Below are 18,630 nucleotides of genomic sequence, written 5' to 3' on the forward strand. Positions count from 1 at the left end.
ATTAACAGTGAACATACAAACGAAATACTTAAGTGAAGTGGAAATTGAAGAAAATAAATTAATTCATTTTCCTTTTGGGCTGCCTGGTTTTGCCGAAGAGACCGAATTTGTGTTATTGGATTTACCGGAAAACCCGGTCTTTCAGATTTTACAGTCTGTTAAGTCTGCAGAAATAGCGTTTATTGTGACAAATCCATATCAGCTGTATCAAAAGTATACTTTCCATCTCGAGGAAAGCCTTCTTGAAAATTTACATATTAATGATGAAAAGGAGGTAGCGGTTCTGTCTATCGTTACTTTGAAAAATCCGTTCCACACAAGCACGTTAAATTTAAAGGCGCCGATTATCATTAATTCCAATCTAAAACAGGGAAAGCAATATATTCTTAATACGGAGGAGTATTCATCCCAAGCTCCCATTGTTCCTCCCATTCCCGAAGGAGAGGTAAAATAATGCTAGTACTTACAAGGAAGAAAAATGAAGCGATACAGCTTGGAGAAGATATCGAGATCACCGTTCTTGCCATAGAGGGTGATCAAGTGAAAATCGGGATTAATGCACCAAAGTCGGTTGACATTTATCGCAAGGAAATCTATGTGGATGTCCAGCAGCAAAATAACGAAGCAGCGAATGTGCCGCTTGACATACTTGAACTACTGAAAGAAAGAAAAAATAAATAAAATCTTCTTCATATATCTTCTTTCTCATCCGATATAAAAATAAAAGTTGAGGAGTGTTACGGGATGAAAGTGGAAGGGACAGTGTCCGGAACCCAAACTTTAATGAGCAGTGATTACACCATGAAATCGATAACTCCAGTCACTCGTAGTGAAGATGCAATCCAAATTAAACAGGGAAACGAACAACCAAAGACCGAATCGGTTACAAATAAAGCTGATCTGGAAACAGCAATTTCCAAATTGAATGATTTTATCGAACCATTGAGACGGAATCTTAAATTTGAGCTTCATGACAAGCTGGAAAAATATTATGTCACAGTGATAGATTCCAATACAAAAGAAGTAATTAAAGAAATTCCTCCGAAGAAAATGCTTGATATGTATGCTGAAATGGCAGATTTCATGGGATTTCTGATCGATAAAAAAATATAAGGAGCGATAGTATGAGCATGAGAATTGGCGGTCTTGCCAGTGGTATAGACACGGACTCCATCATCAAGGACCTGATGAAAGCGGAACGGATGCCATTGGATAAGATGGAACAGGACAGAATAAAACTGGAATGGCAGCGGGATGCTTTTCGTGACATTAATAAAACATTGCTTGAACTGGATAATATGATGCTCGATATGAAAATGAGCAATACCTATAATTCCAAGCAAGTAACTTCCACCATGGAAGGAGCAGTATCAGCAACCGCGACATCGAGTTCAACGAATGGGACGTATAACATAAAAGTTACAGAACTAGCTTCTTCTGCGATTAATGTTAGTACTGCAGAAATTGGTTTTGGGGCTGATGAAAGGTTGTTGAACCATGTTACTACTGAAAATACCATTTCATTTGTTACCTACGATGCAGAAGGAAAAGCCAATACACCGCATGTTTATGAAATAGGCGAAAATGATACATTAAACGATATCATTAAACGGATTAATGATGATCCGGAGAACAATGTGCGGATGACCTTTGATAATAACACAAAAAAGGTAATCATGGAGACTACCAGAACTGGCAAATATAATACAGATGGGGTACAGGAAATTGAATTTGAAGGTGAATTTTTTACTGCATTAAAACTAGAACAAGGGAAAGAAGATGGCGGCAAAAATGCCTTATTCACATATAATGATAACTACACAGTTGAATCCAAAGAAAACAGCTATACCCTAAACGGGATCACATTCCAGTTTAATAATAAGACAACTGAGAATGCAACCCTGACAGTGAACAATGATGTCGATGCCTCCTTCGATAAAATTATGGCATTTGTGGACAAGTACAATGAAGTGGTTGAAACATTAAATGGTTCACAGCAGGAAGAGCGTTATAGAGATTATCATCCATTGACGAAGGAACAAATGGAAGAAATGTCTGATAAGGAAATAGAACTATGGGATGAGAAGGCAAAAAGCGGACTGCTGAAAAGTGAAAGTGCCATTACAAGCGGATTATTCGATATGCGCCAAAGCTGGTATTCGACAGTGAATACTGCTGCCAGCGGTGGACAGTATTCTTCACTTACCCAAATAGGAATATCTACTTCAAGTGACTATTTGGATGGCGGTAAACTTATTGTGGACGAAGAAAAGCTGAGAACTTCTCTCCAGCAGGACCCTGCAAGTGTGCAAAAATTATTATCCAATAGTAGTACCGGGGCTGAACGCGGGCTGGTAAACAGACTGGAGGATGCAGTCGAAAGCACAATGAAAAAGATTAACCAGCGTGCAGGAAAAGGTACAGATACATTGGAAAATTACACATTAGGCAAACGAATGAAGGACCTTAATGCCAGAATTGGTGCTTTTGAAGATAGGCTTGTCCAGGTTGAGAACCGCTACTGGAAGCAGTTTAACGCGATGGAGCAGGCGATTTCCATGATGAACCAGCAATCAGCTATGCTCATGTCCAATTTCGGAGGCTACTAAATTGACAAGTAAGGAGTGGATGAAGTAAATGGCAGCAAATAAAGCTTATCAAACCTACCAGAACAATTCGGTAAATACCGCTTCAGGCGGCGAACTGACATTAATGCTGTACAATGGATGCATGAAGTTCATTAAACAGGCGATCAAAGATATGGATGAGAAAAACTATGAAGCGAAAAATAGAAATATCCAAAAAGCCCAAAACATTATTCAGGAATTGATGATTACGTTAGATCCTAACGTAGAAATTTCAAAGCAGATTCTTCCTTTATATGAATTTATGAAATATCAGCTAAAGGAAGCAAATATAAAAAATGATTCTGCAAAACTCCAAGAAGTCTTAGTATTTGTCACAGATTTCCGAGATACATGGAAGCAGGTAATCATTAAGAACAGGCAACAGCAATTCTCGCAAGGTGCCCACGTTTAATGAATAGGGCAGAGCCGATATATGAAATTACGATGAAAATCCGGGAATTATTGAATCAGCCTATAACTCCTCAATCAAGAGAATCTGTAATCGAGCAGTTGAACGGCCTTGTAAGCGACAGAGGGAAGCTTATGGATAGTCTAACTCCCCCCTATACAGAGGATGAAAAAAGGATCGGATCAAAACTTGTTCAGTTTAACGATGAAATCCAAAACAGAATGCAGATTTTGTTTGCAGATTTGAAGATGGAAATGAAACAAGTCAAGAAACAGAAAAAGTCAAACCAGTCCTATACGAATCCCTATAAGAGTGTCCAAGTAATGGATGGGATGTTTATGGACAGTAAAAAATGATAGAAAGCTACTGATTAATTTCAGGGCTTTTTTTTCTGAATCTAAATTTCACAGTAATTAAATAAGTTCAGCCATTTTAAAGGGTTAAACCTTGGACAGTCCCTATTAATCTCTTCACCAATCATGGCAGTGGTAAAACGTGGCTTCCGGATTGCTGGCAACTTTATAATGTTCATTGTTTGGGTAAACTCCGAACTAACTTAAGTTTATTCTTGGAGATAAGTGCTCTTACCACCGTCCGGGATCGCTCTGGGCGGATGCTTTCCGCGGGCACGGCCTCAGCCCCGAAGAGAAAACCACTCTTCAGGTCTTCGGACACGTGCTTTTCCTGCAGGAGTCACCGCCCGCCGCTCACCCGAACTGATGAAGCTGCATAATTATATTTTTATTACGGATGCAGTTTTTTAGCAGCAATCTCAACCAGCTCGGGGAAATACACGGAGACTCCAACGGGAGGAAAGGCATAGGTGAGACACTGAAATGCGTAGCATGAAGGGGCTCACCAGCCGCCCGTGGAAAGCGCAGTGTATTTCCCCGAGCGGTCGCCGAAGATACCTATCGCGTGTCACAGCTTATTCAAATCAATTATAATTAATTAAGTTACTTCGCATTTAATATCCAATCCGCTGATAAAATAAGCAAAATGAACGAAAAGAGCCTTGTACCAGACTGCTTCTACCAATAGTTTATCCAAAGCCACTTTAAAAGTTTATTTACAGACCTCCTAATCCCACCTAGATTTTTGCCATTTCACTGTTCAAAAGTAAAATGTTAAAGTTTTATTTTAGAATTGTAAAAAATATTAATTAATTGTAAAGCCTATAATCGTTGACAGGGCGCGGTTTCTCGTAGATTACTAGAATTATATCCGTTTTATTGACACGTTTATGAAGGAATAGTCAGTGGTAAAGTAGTATAATAAATATATAAAGAAAAAAGGAGGACACTTTCATGAAATTTAACATTCGTGGTGAAAATCTCGAGGTCACTGGGGCAATTAAGGAATATGTGGAAAAAAAGATCAGCAAGCTTGAAAGATATTTTGACACACCTCCCACGGCCGATGTACATGTGAATTTAAGTGTCTATAATGATGAACAGCGAATTGAAGTTACCATCCCAATGACAAATTTATTATTGCGCGGTGAAGTGCAGCATGTGGATTTATATGCAGCGGTAGATCTGGTTGTTGACAAGCTGGAAAGACAGATTCGCAAGCATAAAACGAAAATCAATCGTAAGTTCAGACAGAATGGTTCTCCTAAACACGCTTTTGCCGAAATGGAAAAGCAAAATAGTAACGTGGCAATAGAAGAGGATACAGATGAAATAGAAATAGTCAGAACAAAACGATTCAACTTAAAACCGATGGATTCTGAAGAAGCAATACTTCAAATGGATATGCTCGGTCATGCGTTCTTTGTATTCACAAATGATCAATCTGGTGAAACAAACGTCGTTTATCGTCGCAGAGACGGGAAGTACGGATTAATCGAACCAAATGCTTTTTAATATATAGAACAAACCAGGCGATTCCAATTTTGGGATCGCCTATTCAAATGGAGTTCAATGTGTATGTCGAAAATTGTAGAACGAAATAATAAATTTAAAATTCTTAGCTAAAAAGGTCCGTAAAAGACGAAATAGAGTCAGATTTACATATCCATATTTCATTTTATATGGATAATTGCTTCTGATTTCTTTCTGAAAATCGAAAAATTGCTTTTGGATTTTGAAAGACTATCATGATATAAATAAGACTATAGAACCAGGAGGTGAGTCTGTGAATGAAAATGATCGGCAGTCATTAAATGAACTTGCTGTAAAAATCCAGCAGCATGAGAAAGCGATCGCTCAAATACTGGAGATATTGGCAGCTACAAACCGAAAAATTACAGAATTATCCTCAAACCAAACAGAAAGAGATTATTTTTATTCCCAGGTTTAGGAGTGATTATTTCCCCTAACCTTCCTCGATTTTCCCCACTCAAGAGAGCAGTCTATCCCCAGATTGCTCTCTGTTTATTTTCCTGAGCTTCCCTGTCTGACTGTGCTCCAGTTGTCATAGTTTATTGGAAAGTGTTATGATAATACTGGATTATATTAAAGGTGCACAAGTATTTGATTTTTTGGCAAGTAAGATAGTATAAACTTTCTTACTTGCATAAGTGCAACTAAGGCATTTGCCGAAAAGGCTTGGCGCACGCCAAGTTTTCTAAAGGAGCGTTTACGATATGGCTGGATTATTAACAAAAATTTTTGGTGATGGTAACCAAAAACAATTAAATCGACTACAGAAACAGGTTGATAAGATAGAAGCTATGGAAACTGACATTGAAAAACTTACGGACTTGGAATTACAGAATAAAACGCAGGAATTCAAAGGGCGCTATTCAAATGGCGAAAGTCTTGATGAATTGCTTGCTGAAGCTTATGCAGTCGTCCGCGAGGCTTCGAAAAGGATACTCGGCATGCGCCCTTTCTCCACCCAGCTGATGGGAGCTGTAGCACTGCATGAAGGTAACATAGCAGAAATGAAAACAGGGGAAGGTAAAACGCTTGCTTCCACGATGCCGGCATACTTGAATGCTTTGTCAGGAAAAGGTGTTCACATCATCACTGTCAATGAATATTTGGCTGAGCGTGATGCAAGTGAAATGGGAAAACTTTATGATTTTCTTGGACTGGCTGTCGGATTGAATGGGAATGATCTGACAAAAGATCAGAAAAGAGACGCATACGCGGCAGATATAACATATGGTACCAATAATGAATTCGGCTTCGATTATCTCCGTGATAATATGGTTCTATATAAAAATCAAATGGTACAGCGTCCACTGAATTTCGCAATCATCGATGAGGTGGATTCCATCCTGATTGACGAAGCAAGGACTCCGTTGATTATCTCAGGTTCTGCAAAGAAATCCGCTGCACTTTATCAGCAGGCAGACGGTTTTGTAAACACGCTGAATGGAGAAACGGATTATACGTACGATGAGAAAACGAAAGGTGTTCAGCTGACTGAGGAAGGAATCAACAAAGCGGAACGCTATTTTTCAATAGAAAATTTATTTGACCTGGACCATGTCTCTTTGACGCATCATATTAATCAGGCCTTAAAGGCGCATGTATCCATGCACCGCGATGATGATTATATGGTCGAAGAGGGGGAGGTTATTATCATTGACCAGTTTACTGGTCGTAAAATGAAAGGTCGCCGCTACAGTGATGGGCTTCATCAGGCGATAGAGGCGAAAGAAGGATTGCAGATTCAAAATGAAAGTATGACACTTGCGTCCATTACTTTCCAAAACTTCTTCCGAATGTATAACAAGCTTGCCGGTATGACAGGTACAGCCAAAACAGAGGAAGAAGAATTCAGAAACATTTATAATATGGATGTCATTGCCATCCCTACGAATAAACCTATCGCAAGAGATGACCGTGCTGATTTGATATATAAATCAATGGAAGGTAAATTCCGTGCAGTTGTAGAAAACATTAAGGAAAGACATCAAAATGGACAACCTGTTCTCGTTGGGACAGTTGCGGTTGAAACCTCTGAGCTTATTTCCAAAATGCTTAAAAGAGCCGGGGTCAAGCATGAAGTCCTTAATGCTAAGAATCATTATAGAGAAGCAGAAATCATTGAAAGTGCAGGCCAAAGAGGCGCTGTTACCATAGCAACCAATATGGCAGGACGCGGTACGGATATCAAACTGGGTGAAGGTGTTAAAGAACTGGGCGGGCTTGCTGTTATCGGTACGGAAAGACATGAGTCGCGACGGATAGATAATCAGCTTCGTGGACGTTCCGGTCGTCAAGGTGATCCAGGTATAACTCAATTTTATTTATCCATGGAAGATGAGTTGATGAGACGCTTCGGTTCTGACAATCTGAAAACAATGATGGAACGGCTTGGTATGGATGATACACAGCCAATCGAGAGCAAAATGGTTTCACGAGCAGTCGAATCAGCCCAAAAACGAGTGGAGGGCAATAACTTTGATGCCCGTAAAACAATTCTTTCCTATGATGATGTATTACGTGAGCAACGTGAAATTATTTATAAACAACGTTTCGAAGTGATTGATGCAGATGAAAACTTACGTGAAATCATAGAAAATATGATTATCTCTTCCATTGACAGAGTAGTAGCAACACATACACAGGACGATGATGAAGAGAATTGGGATCTGAAAGCGATCGTAGAATATGCACATGGAAACTTAATGGATCCGGAAGAACTGTCTGAAGATGATCTGAAAGGAAAAGAAGCGGATGAAATTTCAGAATTGCTTATGGAAAAAGTCCGGGGCCGTTATGATCAGAAAGAATCTGAGTTGACTCCTGAGCAGTTCAGGGAATTTGAGAAAGTAATTTTGCTTCGGACTGTCGATTCCAAATGGATGGACCACATAGATCAGATGGATCAATTGCGTCAGGGAATCCATCTTCGGGCATATGGACAAAATGACCCTCTAAGAGAGTACCAAATGGAAGGTTACGCAATGTTCGAAGAGATGGTTGCGGGTATTGAAGATGAAGTAGCGAAATATGTAATGAAAGCACAGATTCGCGAAAACCTGCAGCGACAGGAAGTAGTGAAGAATACGCAGGCTGTCTCTGGGGGGCAGGAACAAAAGAAGAAAACCCGTAAGCCTATTGTGAAGAATCAGACTATAGGCCGAAACGATCCATGTCCATGCGGCAGTGGCAAAAAATTTAAAAATTGCCATGGTAAATAAGCTGTAAAAAAATCCTCTAAGGATGTTATAGAGGAAGAAGTAAATATGAGGTGATAGATATGGAACTAGCAGAAATAAAGAATGAATTGGAAAAAATAGCTTCACGTGTTGAAGATTTTAGGGGATCTCTTTGACTTAGATGCCAAAAAAGCAAGGATTGCTGAATTGGACATGCAGATGTCAGACCCAGATTTTTGGAACAGTCAGGAAAGTGCACAGAAAGTAATAAATGAAGCAAACGGATTGAAAAGCTATGTGAACAGCTTTCAAGCTATGGAGGAACGTCTGGAAAACCTGGAGGTCTCCTATGAGCTCGTTAAAGAAGAAAACGATGCAGAACTATATGAGGATATGCAGGAAGAGCTGGATTCCTTCATGAAAGATGTCAATGATTTTGAATTGCAAATGCTTCTTAGTGAGCCATACGATTCCAATAATGCCATTTTAGAGCTCCATCCGGGGGCAGGTGGAACAGAGTCACAGGATTGGGCCAGTATGCTGCTTAGAATGTACCAGCGCTGGGCAGAAGATCGCGATTTTAAAGTGGAGACACTCGATTACCTTCCTGGCGACGAGGCTGGGGTGAAGAGTGTAACCCTTATGATTAAAGGCCATAACGCGTACGGCTATTTAAAAGCTGAGAAGGGTGTACACCGACTTGTACGTATTTCACCATTTGATTCATCAGGTCGCAGGCATACATCATTTGTATCCTGTGACGTAACACCGGAAATGACGGATGATGTTGATATTGAAGTGAAGACAGAAGATATAAAAGTGGATACTTACCGTGCAAGTGGTGCAGGAGGTCAGCATGTCAATACGACAGATTCTGCTGTCCGAATTACACATATACCGACAAACACGGTTGTTACTTGTCAAAATGAACGATCACAAATCAAAAATAGAGAAGCTGCAATGAAAATGCTAAAGTCTAAACTTTATCAATTTGAGATTGAGCGTCAGCAAAGCGAACTGGATGAAATTCGAGGAGAACAAAAGGAGATTGGCTGGGGCAGTCAAATCCGTTCCTATGTTTTCCATCCTTATTCCATGGTTAAAGATCATCGGACAAACACTGAAACCGGAAATACACAGTCAGTGATGGATGGTGACATCAATTTATTTATTGATGCCTACCTTAGATCACAAATCAAATAACTTTAACTAAGGGAGGGCTTCTATATGGATGGGAGCCCCTTTTTAGTGTAACTGAGGATATCACACTAATTTCATAAATTTGCCATAATTCACCAAAGGCGTTGATGGGTCTGTGTTTTGCCATCCTTTGTATAGTGTATCCGCTTAACGGCAAAGTTTTAATATTTTTTTAAAAGGTTATAATATAACCAGTAACCTTTATTAAAATCGACGTTTAGGAATGGGGGATTTATTAATGAAGAAATGGTTAATTGCGGTATTATTCGGTACAGTATTAACACTTGGAGCTTGTGGTGGCGATACTGACGAAGGTGGAACAGATGAAACGGGCACGGGTGACACAGGAACAGAAGAATCAACGGATGGTGGTGCAGTTGATACTGCAGAAGCCGAAGAAGTATATCAGGCAAACTGTGCTGCATGTCATGGGGCAGACCTTTCAGGTGGAGCTGGTCCAGAATTGGCACAGATAGGATCCAAATATTCTGCAGACGAAATTGCAGACATCATTACTAATGGGATAGGAAGTATGCCAGCACAGGATGTAACCGGAGAAGACCTTGATACATTATCGAACTGGCTGGCGGAACAACAATAATAAAAAAAGGCGAACACAGCTCTTATGCAGATCGATTTTCTGCATAGAGCTTTTTTTATGTCTTTTTTACGAATGATTTACGCTCTGCAATACAACTGTAATAATTTTATGTCTAAATTTGGTGTAGAAAAATGTTATAATAAGTTAGTATTCTTGGAAGCGTGACGGTAACGTTGTTGTATTGCGCTTTTAAGACAGATTATGCAACTGGAAAGTCAACAAAAAACTAAAAAGGTGATACAACTATGATATTAATGAAAGATATATATAAAACGTACGCCAATGGAGTTACAGCCCTCAATGGTGTCAATGTTGACATAAAGCAAGGTGAATTTGTATATATTATTGGTCCCAGCGGCGCCGGTAAGTCGACCTTTATCAAACTAATGTACCGTGAGGTCAAACCGACAAAGGGAAAAATACTCATTGGTGATATGGATTTAAGCGAAATTAAAGAGCGGAAAGTTCCATATTTGCGAAGAAATATTGGCGTGGTTTTCCAGGACTTTAAACTGCTGCCAAAACTATCTGTCTATGAAAATATCGCTTTCGCACTAGAAGTTATTGAAGAATCTCCGAAAAACATCCGCAAACAGGTGATGGATGTACTTGAAATGGTTGGCTTAAAAAACAAAGCCCGTTTTCTTCCAAATGAATTGTCCGGAGGGGAACAGCAAAGAGTATCCATTGCTCGTGCCATCGTTAACCACCCAAAAATAGTAATTGCTGATGAGCCTACAGGAAACCTTGACCCGGAAACCTCGTGGGAAATCATGAAAACATTCGAAGAAATAAATGCCAAAGGGACGACAATTATCATGGCCACTCATAGTAAGGAAATTGTTAACACAATCAAAAAACGTGTTATTGCTATTGAAGACGGGGTAATTTTCAGAGATGAGCACAGAGGTGATTACGGCTATGAAATTTAGAACATTTTCACGCCACCTGCGGGAAGGGTCAAAAAATATAGTCCGTAACGGGTGGATGACGATTGCATCGGTTGGCGCTGTCACAACCACATTAATACTTGTCGCGGTATTTCTGGCATTGGTACTTAATCTAAACGAGATGGCAAAAAACATTGAAAATGATGTTCAGATAAACACAATGATTGATATAACAGCTACAGAAGATGAAATAATTGACCTTGGCAATGAAATAGAACAGATTGACGGAGTGGAATCTGTTGCATTTTCATCCAATGATGATGAATTGCAGAAGTTAATCGAGAGTATGGGTGAAGAAGGGGAATCTTGGAAGCTTTTTGAACAGGATAATCCATTAAATCACGTATATATCGTCAGAGCCGCCGTACCTGAAGATACTGAACGTATCGCATCCGAGGTCGCAGCTCTAAATAGCGTTGAAAGTGTCGTTTTCGGTCAGGATGTGGTCGAGCAGCTATTCGAATTTAACACATACGCTCGAACAATTGGACTGGGCTTAATCATTGCCCTGGTTTTTACTGCAATATTCCTGATTTCCAACACGATAAAAATTACAATTATGGCGCGCAGCACCGAAATCGGGATACAGAAACTGGTTGGAGCAACGAATGGGTTCATCCGATGGCCGTTCTTCATCGAAGGATTGCTGCTCGGAGTTCTCGGTTCAATTATTCCAATATCCGTAATTTTGGGTGGATATTATTACCTGGATACGAACTTCAGTGAAACCATATCATTCAGTTTCGTTGAACTTCTGCCATTTAACCCATTTGCATGGCAGTTGTCTCTCATGGTACTGGCAACCGGAGCAATTATCGGTGTTTGGGGCAGTGTGATGAGTGTCCGTAAATTCCTGAAAGTCTAAATAGATAGACAACAAAGAAAAGCAACAGAAAATTTTAATTTAGTGAAAAGGGGAAATACGATTGAAAAAGCTAGCATCGGTTATTTTAATTGCTGTTTTAATATTGACAACCTTACCTGCTGGAATGGGCTCCGTTTCAGCTCAATCAATTAGTGATCTTGAAAAGAAGATTCAAGAGCAGGAAGAAGAGAGAAGAAAAGTAGAAAACGAGAAAAACAAACTTGAAGATTCAAAAAAAGATACTGACAGCAAACTAGGGGAAAACGAAAAACAGCAGAGTACCGTTGAGTCGGAAATAAACTCAATTGACGAGGAACTCTCAAAAACCACAAATGATATCAGTGCAAAAGAAAATGCAATTACGGAAACAAATAATGAAATTGATGAATTGACAAATAAAATAAACGAGTTAAATGATAGAATTGAAGAATTGAAAGAAGAAATCGAAATCCTCGAAGATAGAATCGCAAAGCGAGATGAATTGCTTAAAGAGAGACTTCGTGCAATACAGCAAAGTGGCGGAGACATGAAATATATCGAGGTAATCTTTGGTGCAAACAGCTTTGGTGATTTTATCAGCAGAACCACTGCAGTAAACACGATTATGGATCAGGATAAAACAATCATGGAAGCACAGACTGCAGATAAGATAGCTCTGGAAGGAAACAAAGAAGAAGTAGAGGCAAGCAAAACAGAAGTTGAAACTAAAAAGGTTGCAGTGGAAGATAAGAAGAGATCACTGGAAAACCAAAAACAAGAGCTTCTTGCACTGAAAGATAAACTGGATGAGCAGATGGCTCAGAAAGAAACGTTAATGGCTCAGCTGGAAGTAGAACATGGTGAGCTGGAGGAATACAAACTGAGTGTGGAAGAAGAACAGCAAGTTTTAAGCGATCAGGAAGCAGCGATTAAAGTTGCCATGCAGCAATATGAAGCTAAAAAAGGTAATCTGGAGCAGTTAGCAAGGGAAGAAGCGGCTCGGGAAAAGGCAGCACAAGAAAAAGCTGCGAGAGAAGCAGCAGAAAAAGAAGCTGCAGCAGCTTCAAGCTCAAGCTCCAATTCAACTGCAAGTGCAGGAAGTACTGCTTCTGCACCAGCCGGGAACGCAAAGTTTATCAGACCTACAAGTGGTCCAACAACATCTTCTTTCAATCCGAACCGTCTGCATCCAGTACATAATGTGGTAAAACCGCATAATGGAATGGATTTTGGGACAAGAGGTCCTGCTGATTCAGTAATTAAAGCATCAGCAAGTGGAGTGGTTTCTACTGCGACTACAATGAGTGGTTTCGGTAAAACAGTAATGATCACGCATGTGATTGATGGAAAGACATATACGACTTTATACGCACACCTTAACAGCATTTCGGTTTCATCTGGACAGACTGTAAGCCAGGGACAGCAGATTGGAATCATGGGATCTACTGGTACGTCGACAGCAACCCATCTGCATTTCGAAATACACCCGGGCGGTTATAAAAATCCGGTTAACCCAGCGAATTATATAAACTAATTATAATAAAGGCATTACCCATCGCGGTATGCCTTTTCTTTTATCTATTCTTTCACCTAATAAATCGCATAGGATAAAACCATGGTCATTGCTAAAATATAATGTTATCCTTTTGTTATAAGTTTTTTTCAAAAAGCAGAAAAGATAATGAGTCGATATGCTTGCTTACTATTCGTAAACTTTTTGATTGGATCATATACTCATACATAGCATCAGAAAATAGAGGTGGAAAAATGAATCTAAAAAAGTCACAAATTATATTAATCCTGGTCGCTTCCCTGTTTTTGGGGTTTATCGGAGCATATTCCGGAATACAAATTGCTCAACCAGATCAGCCGAATACAGTACAGAAGCCGGAATCGTTACAGAGTAATGCAGATACCAGTGGCGGAGAAGAAGTTTCCGACCTTTCTGGTGACTTGAATAAAGTCTCTCAAGCATACGGTTTAATTAAACAAAATTATCTGGAAGAAGTCGACGATAGTCAACTAATAGAAGGAGCCATTGAAGGGATGCTTTCTACACTGGAAGATCCGCATACTTCCTATATGGATCTTGAAACCGTAGACCAGTTCAATGACCAGATTGAATCGTCTTTTGAAGGCATTGGTGCTGAAGTGAGCATGGTTAATGGTTTGGTAACCATTGTTACACCGATCAAAGATTCACCTGCAGAAAAGGCGGGATTACGTCCAAATGACCAAGTATTGTCAGTTGACGGGGAAAGTTTGGAAGGATTGAATCTAAATGAAGCAGTTGCCAAGATTCGCGGAGAAAAAGGATCGGAAGTAGTACTGCAAATTCAGCGTTCAGGGGTAAGCGGTCCATTTGATGTGACGATTGTTCGTGATGAAATACCGGTAGAAACGGTATATAGCAGGACGGAAACGGTAGATGGCAAATCAACAGGAATTCTGGAAGTCACTAATTTTTCCGAGAATACGTTCAATGAATTCAATGAACAGCTAACAAAAATGGAAAGTGAAGGCATTGAAGGACTTGTAATAGATGTCAGAGGTAATCCTGGTGGACTGCTGAATGTTGCAGAGGAAATACTTTCATTGTTTGTTCCGGAAAATATTCCATATATCCAAATTGAAGACGGTAATGGAGAGAAGGTCGAATATTACTCAGAGTTACCTGAGGAAAAGGATTATCCAGTAAGTGTTCTGATTAATGAAGGCAGTGCATCAGCTTCCGAGATACTCGCGGTTGCCCTTAAGGAACTTGGTTATGATATTGTAGGCGAAACAAGCTATGGAAAGGGTACCGTTCAGCAGGCCGTCCCACTTGGTGATGGCAGTTCGATTAAGCTGACAACCTATAGATGGCTTTCTCCGAGTGGTGAGTGGATCAATGAGACAGGTGTCGAGCCAACCGTTGAAGTAAAGCAACCGGAGTATTATTACACATATCCGATTCAGGCTGAAGAACCTTTCGCTTACGATCAGACTGGTGAGGATATTGCAAACATGCAAATAATGCTTTCAGGTTTAGGTTATGACACAGGACGCACAGACGGTTACTTCAGTGATAAGACGGAAGAAGCAGTAAAATCATTCCAATCGGATAATGATTTGTCTGCTACCGGTGAAGTGGATCAGGAAACTGCTGGGTTAATTGAAACGCAATTAATTGAAAAAATCCGTAACGGGGATGATGATCGGCAGATGGATAAAGCTTTGGAAGAGCTATATCAATAACAGCAACAAGCTTTGAAATGTATGCAAAGCTCATATACTAGAATCCACGGGTACTGCCCGTGGATTTTGATTTAGTTTTTTGGCGGTTGAAAGTAAAGATTTAGAAAGTGGAAATCAAGGCTAGGCGATAAGACAAATCTTCTAATAGAAAAAGCAGGAAAATAACAGATAACTATCGAATATTATACTGGATGGTCATCAGATAACAAAGAAGGTGAATGGTTTGGCAGAAGCGTGGCTAATCGAACTTGCAAAAGGGATAGGAAGATTCTTTTTAAACCCTTTAGTGTATTGGACAATCCTGCTAGTAGTCATAGCAGGCTACAGACGGATAAAGCTGGAAAGGCTTGATTTCGGATCCAAAGTATTTGATTTATTTTCAGAATGGAAAAACACATGGGGCATATCGTTGATTTCAGGGCTGATCATTTCGATTGTCAGTATAGCGGCAGGAATGGTCTTCACTTATGAAATGATAGCTATGCTGGCTATCATTATGTTTCTTTTGAGCATTACATTTCGCTTTACCTTGCTCTCCCCAAGCTATACGGTAGGAATAACTTTTCTACTGCTTTTCTTCTTACCGTTTCTTTTGGAAAATCAAACGATTATCGATATAAATCTTACTTTGAACTTTGATTTTAACGTACTGGCGAGTTTGTCCATATTCGTTGGTTTTATGCTCATTGTGGAATCAATCCTGATCGGCAGCGTGAAACGGAATGAAACATATCCAGGAATTGCACGAAGTGACCGTGGGATTTGGGTAGGTCAGCACCGAATCAGGAAGTTAAGCATGATTCCAATCTTCGTCCTTGTTCCAGGCGGATTAATTACATCGTTTGCACCTTGGTGGCCCTATTTTTCAATAGGGGAATCTTCGTTTAGCATCGTACTCGTTCCTTTTTTGATTGGCTTTGATTACTTGGCAAAAGGGCATTCCCCAATGCAGGCAACCCGAAAGATTTCAAAGTTTAATGGTCTGTTGGGGGCTGGAATCATTCTTATAGCTGCCGGTAGCATATATCTTCCCATTCTATCCGTTGTAGCAATTGTTTTGGCGGTTATAGGGAAAGAGTACCTGAATTATAAATACCGTGTCGGGGACAGGCTGCGCAGACCCTTTTTCCAACCGTTGGGAGTGGGTATAAAAGTGATAGGGATACTTCCAGCATCGCCTGCTGCAAGATTGGAGATTTTCCCTGGAGAAACGATTACTAAGGTGAATGGCAAAAAGGTTTCGTCAGAGGCAGAATTCTATCGAGCGCTGCAGGGCAGTGGAGCTTTCTTTAAGCTGGAAGTACTCGATGATCAACAAGAAGTCCGTTTTGTCCAAGGAGCTTTTTATGAGGGAGATCATCATGAATTGGGGCTATTATTCTCAAGACCTCCTTACCGACAGAAAAAATCCAAAAGAGAAACAGGCTGAGCAACCATATCGATGGTTGCTTTTGGCTTTTTACCTGGGGACTCTATGAAAAGGGGATATGATTTTCTCTGGTGATTTATGGGTATTATAGGAAAGAGATATTAGAAAACTTAGTTGTCACCAAGCCTTTCGGTGATAGCCTTAGTTCAAACCTATGCAGGGTGGGAAGTTTATACATTCCTGTCTGTCAAAACATAAAAACGAATACTTGTTCGTTTTTATGTTAACATATATAATTAGAGATAGTAGAATCACGATTGAAAGGAACGGAGGCAGTTTCTGTGAAAAATAAATTTGAATTGGTTTCACAATATGAACCTGCAGGCGATCAGCCTAATGCGATAAAGGACATTACAGAAAAGGTTCTTGCAGGTCAGCGGCACCAGACATTGCTGGGAGCAACTGGTACAGGAAAAACATTTACGATGTCCAATGTTATTAAAGAGATCAACCGTCCGACATTGGTCATTGCCCACAATAAAACATTGGCAGGTCAGTTGTATAGTGAGTTTAAAGAGTTTTTCCCGAATAATGCTGTCGAGTATTTTGTCAGCTATTATGATTACTACCAGCCGGAAGCATATGTGCCGTCAACGGATACGTTTATCGAAAAGGATGCAAGCATCAACGATGAAATCGATAAACTGCGTCACTCGGCAACATCTGCACTATTCGAAAGGAATGATGTTTTAATCGTTGCGAGTGTTTCCTGTATATATGGTTTGGGTAATCCGGAAGAATATCGCAATCAGGTGCTTTCACTTCGGATGGGTATGGAAAAGGACCGGGATCAATTGCTACGCGACCTTGTGGACATCCAATATGCAAGAAATGATATTAACTTTCAACGGGGTACCTTTCGCGTTCGGGGAGATTCTGTAGAAATCATACCTGCTTCAAGGGAAGAACGCTGTATTCGGGTGGAGTTTTTTGGAGATGAGATTGACCGAATACGGGAAGTTGATGCTTTGACCGGTGAAATCATCGGCGATCGTGAGCATGTTGCTATTTTCCCTGCATCCCACTTCGTAACCGGTGAGGAAAAGATGAAAATAGCGATTAACAACATAGAGAAGGAACTGGAGGAAAGATTGAAGGAATTACGTGGGAATAATAAGCTTTTGGAAGCACAACGTCTGGAACAGCGTACAAACTATGATTTGGAAATGATGCGTGAAATGGGATTTTGTTCAGGCATTGAAAATTACTCCAGACATTTGACGCTTCGGGAAGCAGGAGCGACGCCCTATACTTTGATTGATTTCTTTCCGGAGGATTTTCTTGTCGTGATCGATGAATCCCATGTTACGCTTCCACAAATCAGGGGAATGTACAATGGAGACCAGGCAAGAAAACAAGTTCTCGTGGATCATGGCTTTAGACTTCCTTCAGCGATGGACAACCGTCCATTGAAATTTGCGGAATTTGAAGAGAAAACGAAGCAGCTTGTTTATGTGTCAGCAACTCCGGGACCATATGAGCTGGAACATAATCCGGAAATGACGGAGCAGATCATCAGGCCTACCGGATTGCTTGATCCCGAAATTGAAGTTCGTCCGATTGATGGTCAGATTGATAATCTAATAGAAGAAATCAATAAACGTACTGATCGGAATGAGCGGGTGCTGGTGACGACGCTGACGAAGAAAATGTCTGAAGATCTTACCGATTACCTGAAGGAAATTGGCATAAAGGTTGCTTATTTGCATTCAGAAATAAAAACACTGGAGCGTATTGAAGTAATTCGCGATCTCCGTGTCGGAAAATTCGACGTGCTGATTGGAATTAACCTGCTTCGTGAAGGTCTGGACATTCCGGAAGTGTCGCTTGTTGCAATCCTTGATGCAGATAAAGAAGGGTTCTTAAGGTCTGAACGTTCCTTGATCCAAACAATGGGCAGGGCAGCAAGGAATGAAAATGGAAGAGTTATCATGTATGCAGATAAAATCACCAACTCGATGCAGTTGGCAATAGATGAGACATTAAGGAGAAGATCCATTCAAAAGGCTTACAATGAAAAGCATGGCATTACCCCGAAAACGATTCGTAAAGAAGTCCGAGATGTCATCAAAGCAACCATTGCAGCGGAAGAAGAGGAAAAGTATGAAGGTAAATCAAAGAGTCTGAAGAAGATGACGAAGAAGGAAAAGGAAAAATTAATCGAACAGATGGAGAAAGAAATGAAGGGTGCTGCAAAGTCGCTTGATTTTGAAAAAGCAGCAGAACTTCGCGATGTCATATTTGAATTAAAAGCGGAAGGATGAACTTTGT

At 40.2% G+C, this 18,630-nt stretch carries 17 protein-coding genes; all 17 read left to right on the forward strand.

The window, feature by feature from the left end; all coding sequences use genetic code 11:
* Positions 1–7 precede the first annotated feature (7 nt).
* The 17 genes from fliW to uvrB all read left to right on the forward strand — a co-directional run bounded on the left by fliW (position 8) and on the right by uvrB (position 18,623).
* The gene (gene fliW, locus A4245_RS07465; RefSeq protein ID WP_067727096.1) at positions 8–454 is read left to right on the forward strand and encodes a flagellar assembly protein FliW; all 447 of its coding nucleotides are present in this window, start codon (positions 8–10) and stop codon (positions 452–454) included.
* Positions 454–681: a carbon storage regulator CsrA gene (gene csrA, locus A4245_RS07470; protein WP_067727097.1), complete on the forward strand. Its 228-nt coding sequence runs from the start codon at positions 454–456 to the stop codon at positions 679–681. The genes fliW and csrA overlap by 1 nt, the downstream gene beginning before the upstream one ends.
* Positions 682–744: 63 nt before the next feature.
* A complete protein-coding gene (flaG, locus tag A4245_RS07475; RefSeq protein ID WP_067727098.1) occupies positions 745–1,113 on the forward strand; it encodes a flagellar protein FlaG in 369 nt (122 codons plus the stop codon).
* 11 nt (positions 1,114–1,124) lie between these two features.
* Positions 1,125–2,609 (forward strand): flagellar hook-associated protein 2, encoded by a 1,485-nt coding sequence (locus A4245_RS07480; protein WP_324609845.1) that lies wholly within the window; start codon positions 1,125–1,127, stop codon positions 2,607–2,609.
* 28 nt (positions 2,610–2,637) lie between these two features.
* Positions 2,638–3,039, forward strand: coding sequence for a flagellar export chaperone FliS (fliS, locus tag A4245_RS07485; RefSeq protein ID WP_067727099.1), 402 nt, complete (start codon positions 2,638–2,640; stop codon positions 3,037–3,039).
* Complete coding sequence (locus A4245_RS07490) at positions 3,039–3,392, forward strand: flagellar protein FliT (protein WP_067727100.1); 354 nt, start codon at positions 3,039–3,041, stop codon at positions 3,390–3,392. The genes fliS and A4245_RS07490 overlap by 1 nt, the downstream gene beginning before the upstream one ends.
* A gap of 951 nt (positions 3,393–4,343) precedes the next feature.
* A complete protein-coding gene (gene hpf, locus A4245_RS07495; protein WP_067727101.1) occupies positions 4,344–4,904 on the forward strand; it encodes a ribosome hibernation-promoting factor, HPF/YfiA family in 561 nt (186 codons plus the stop codon).
* Positions 4,905–5,175: 271 nt separating this feature from the next.
* Entirely contained in the window at positions 5,176–5,340 is a 165-nt protein-coding gene (locus A4245_RS20055; RefSeq protein ID WP_157087678.1) for a hypothetical protein, read from the forward strand.
* 286 nt (positions 5,341–5,626) lie between these two features.
* A complete protein-coding gene (secA, locus tag A4245_RS07500) occupies positions 5,627–8,140 on the forward strand; it encodes a preprotein translocase subunit SecA (RefSeq protein ID WP_067727102.1) in 2,514 nt (837 codons plus the stop codon).
* Positions 8,141–8,199: 59 nt separating this feature from the next.
* Positions 8,200–9,301 (forward strand): peptide chain release factor 2 gene (prfB, locus tag A4245_RS07505; RefSeq protein ID WP_157087679.1). Its coding sequence is split into 2 segments (ribosomal slippage): positions 8,200–8,271 and positions 8,273–9,301, totalling 1,101 coding nucleotides; the frame shifts between segments, so codons are not numbered across the junction.
* Between the two features lie 235 nt (positions 9,302–9,536).
* On the forward strand, positions 9,537–9,899 hold the full coding sequence (gene cccB / locus A4245_RS07510; RefSeq protein ID WP_067727103.1) for a cytochrome c551: 363 nt from the start codon (positions 9,537–9,539) through the stop codon (positions 9,897–9,899).
* 245 nt (positions 9,900–10,144) lie between these two features.
* Positions 10,145–10,831 (forward strand): cell division ATP-binding protein FtsE, encoded by a 687-nt coding sequence (ftsE, locus tag A4245_RS07515; protein ID WP_067727104.1) that lies wholly within the window; start codon positions 10,145–10,147, stop codon positions 10,829–10,831.
* A complete protein-coding gene (ftsX, locus tag A4245_RS07520) occupies positions 10,821–11,714 on the forward strand; it encodes a permease-like cell division protein FtsX (protein WP_067727105.1) in 894 nt (297 codons plus the stop codon). Before ftsE ends, ftsX begins: the two co-directional genes overlap by 11 nt.
* Before the next feature lie 61 nt (positions 11,715–11,775).
* On the forward strand, positions 11,776–13,227 hold the full coding sequence (locus A4245_RS07525) for a murein hydrolase activator EnvC family protein (RefSeq protein WP_067727106.1): 1,452 nt from the start codon (positions 11,776–11,778) through the stop codon (positions 13,225–13,227).
* A gap of 233 nt (positions 13,228–13,460) precedes the next feature.
* The gene (locus tag A4245_RS07530) at positions 13,461–14,930 is read left to right on the forward strand and encodes a S41 family peptidase (protein ID WP_067727107.1); all 1,470 of its coding nucleotides are present in this window, start codon (positions 13,461–13,463) and stop codon (positions 14,928–14,930) included.
* A gap of 214 nt (positions 14,931–15,144) precedes the next feature.
* The gene (locus A4245_RS07535) at positions 15,145–16,359 is read left to right on the forward strand and encodes a PDZ domain-containing protein (RefSeq protein WP_234402374.1); all 1,215 of its coding nucleotides are present in this window, start codon (positions 15,145–15,147) and stop codon (positions 16,357–16,359) included.
* 281 nt (positions 16,360–16,640) lie between these two features.
* Positions 16,641–18,623 carry an excinuclease ABC subunit UvrB gene (uvrB, locus tag A4245_RS07540; protein ID WP_067727109.1) on the forward strand — a complete coding sequence of 661 codons (1,983 nt, stop codon included), beginning with the start codon at positions 16,641–16,643 and terminating at the stop codon, positions 18,621–18,623.
* Positions 18,624–18,630: the final 7 nt, after the last annotated feature.

It is taken from the genome of Oceanobacillus damuensis (assembly GCF_001618145.1).
Taxonomy (GTDB): domain Bacteria; phylum Bacillota; class Bacilli; order Bacillales; family Amphibacillaceae; genus Oceanobacillus; species Oceanobacillus damuensis.